The following is a 2,500-nucleotide window of genomic DNA, read 5'->3' as shown; positions in this document are numbered from 1 at the left end:
AAACCAAATTTTCCTACACCGTACCTCGAAAAACTTTGCTGAAACAATCATTTGGCTAGTGCCTCTTGGTTTGTCTCAGCGGTGTGTCGCCGCCGGGAGTGGCTATCTACTCGGGGGGGCTTCCGACCGCAAGCGCCTTCTGCAGGTGAGCTGCAGTGCGTTGCAGCATGGGCCTAAGGCGGATTTGCATGGCCCCTATATTTTGGGGCCTTTATCCCTGTTTTCATCGATTTTTGCCCAGTTTCGGGCTCACCCCGTTGCAATATAGGCCCGCATTGCATCTGCTTCTTGTAGGGCTTCATCTATTTTTGCCTTCACCAGATCGCCAATTGATACCACACCAACCAGCTTTTCACCCTCCAAAACAGGCAAATGTCGAATCCGCCTGTCGGTCATGCGCGCCAACGCACTATCTACTTTATCTCGAGGGGCGGCAGTGAGGACATCTTTTGTCATCGCGTCGGCGACTTTGTAGGTCATTGCGGCAGCACCGGCCTGGGCGCACAGCCTTACGATATCGCGTTCGGATAAGATCCCTTCCACATGTCCGTCAGAATCGAGCACGACCAGAGCACCGACTCTCTTCTCGGTGAGAATCATGGCGGCTTCTTGTAAGCTCTGATCGGGTGACACGCCCATAATGGTGCCGCCCTTGTGTTTTAGGATATGCGCAATCGTCATAATGCCTTCCCTCCTCAGGAGCGTCGGCTCTTTTGGCCGAGCTTGTCGGCAGGTTGCGCGCGAATTTTGGTCTTGGCAATTCAAAAGTGGGCAAAAATAAAAGAATCATTTGGTTCCCGTTTGCCTTCGGGAGCGGGTGGGCACGTGATTCTAGGAAAGGGCCTTCGTGCCGCCCGTGCGGGCGAAGATTGGATAGAGGATTAAACCTGCAACAAAGCCACCCAAGTGGCTTTCCCAAGCGATGGGTACGAAGTTAAATCCACGCGCCAAAGCAGCTAGGCCCACATTGATAAGAAGAAAGACAACCGCAGAAGCCAAAACTGGCTTAAGCATGGCTTGGCCAGGCCGTGCTAAACCAATAGCCCCCCACAAAAAGCCGGCAAAGACCCCCGAGATCGCGCCAGACGCACCAATAGTGACCCCAACTGTGCCGGGATTGAGTGCGCAAAAGGCCAAACCGCCTCCGACACCACACAGGAGAAAGAAGAGAACGAAGCGCAGCGTGCTATGTTGATTGCGGCGTAGACCTGCTTCTGCAATCGGCCCTGCTTGCAACAGCATGGCCAAATTCATCACAATATGAAGTGTCCCACCATGCAGGAATTGATAGCCAAACAGCATGGTTAGAGCAGGCCCCCAGTTGTTAGAGGCCACATCCTGCGCGAATACAGCGGGGCTCAACGCAAAGGTGTTTAACGCATTGTTCTTGGCTGCTGGCTCTAGCAGATAAAACAAAAGATGCGCTGTGATGATACAGCCGATCAAAACAACGACACCTAAGGGCATCTGATTGAAGATAGGTTCGCGAGGTGGATGGCGTTGTTTCAAAGGTTCGTGGCTAGGTGGCGGTGATTCTGGGAGGCCGCCTGATGGCACCCCTTCCCGCTTTGAAGCCATTTCTTGCACCACATCCCTATCCTTCACGAACTAATCGTCGAATCGCAGCTTCGACCAATTCCAGCCGATCATTGCCGAAATACATATCATCATGATTAACAAAATAGGTTGGTGAGCCGAAACCACCGCGTGCGATCAGTTCTTCTGTATTGGCCAAGAGGCTCGCCTTAGCCTCCGGACTAGCAGCGGCTTCAAGGCAAGCCTCGGCATCTAGTCCTGCCTTTGTCGCGCACGCAGCGATGATATGGTTTTGCCCGATATCGAGATCTTGCTCCCAATAAGCTTCAAACAGCGCTTTGGCATAGGGAATCATTCTGTCGTGTGCGAGCGCATAAAAGCAGCCCCGCATCGCTGTGACAGAGCGGACAGGAAAAACGGTGGGCGCGATAAGCTTCACCCCGGCCAAGCGCGCCCAGTCAGCCAAATCCTTCTTGTAATAGATGGCCTTTACGGGATTAGGGTTGGCGCGCTGAGAATAAACATCGCTGTTTACCTTGTTGAAAACTCCACCGACTAAAATCGGCTTCCAAATAAGATCAACGGGTAAGTGAGGCGCACGCTCCAACAATCTGACAAAGGCCAGATAGGTCCAAGGACTAGAGCAATCAAAGAAGAATTCTAAGCCGGTTTTCAAGAATTACACCCCACAGACTGCCCCAAATTGAAACATTGGTTTGGGCTGCACGTCAAAAGGGAAAGATGCTCTAGGCGCGAATTGGTTCGCCAAACACGAGAATGCGGCTGTACCCCGTCGGTTACAACCTGAAAGAGCTGGCACGGCCATTGCAGACTGAGGTGCAGTGTTCGTCCTAAAGGAGCGAAGAATATGAAGGAAGCTCATCCAACTAGCCCTGTGAAGCTTGATCGCGCTCGCTTTGCCCGTGCCGCTTTTGGATTGTCGGCTGCATCTTTGAGCGTGGCA

At 52.6% G+C, this 2,500-nt stretch carries 3 protein-coding genes; all 3 read right to left on the bottom strand.

The window, feature by feature from the left end; genetic code table 11:
• Positions 1–249: 249 nt before the first annotated feature.
• Positions 250–681 carry a CBS domain-containing protein gene (locus tag IOB61_RS14680; RefSeq protein WP_290818312.1) on the bottom strand — a complete coding sequence of 144 codons (432 nt, stop codon included), beginning with the start codon at positions 679–681 and terminating at the stop codon, positions 250–252.
• Positions 682–831: 150 nt separating this feature from the next.
• Positions 832–1,578 carry a rhomboid family intramembrane serine protease gene (locus IOB61_RS14675; protein WP_290818309.1) on the bottom strand — a complete coding sequence of 249 codons (747 nt, stop codon included), beginning with the start codon at positions 1,576–1,578 and terminating at the stop codon, positions 832–834.
• 16 nt (positions 1,579–1,594) lie between these two features.
• A complete protein-coding gene (locus IOB61_RS14670) occupies positions 1,595–2,212 on the bottom strand; it encodes a 2-hydroxychromene-2-carboxylate isomerase (protein WP_290818306.1) in 618 nt (205 codons plus the stop codon).
• Positions 2,213–2,500: the final 288 nt, after the last annotated feature.

The organism is Aquidulcibacter sp., assembly GCF_020253525.1.
In the GTDB taxonomy this organism is placed as follows: domain Bacteria; phylum Pseudomonadota; class Alphaproteobacteria; order Caulobacterales; family Aquidulcibacteraceae; genus Aquidulcibacter.
This window is presented reverse-complemented; position numbering and strand designations above follow the sequence as displayed.

Coding starts and splice junctions, on each gene's coding strand:
- IOB61_RS14680 (WP_290818312.1), bottom strand. CDS start 681: ATGACGATTGCGCATATCCTAAAACACAAGGGCGGCACCATTATGGGC.
- IOB61_RS14675 (WP_290818309.1), bottom strand. CDS start 1,578: ATGGCTTCAAAGCGGGAAGGGGTGCCATCAGGCGGCCTCCCAGAATCA.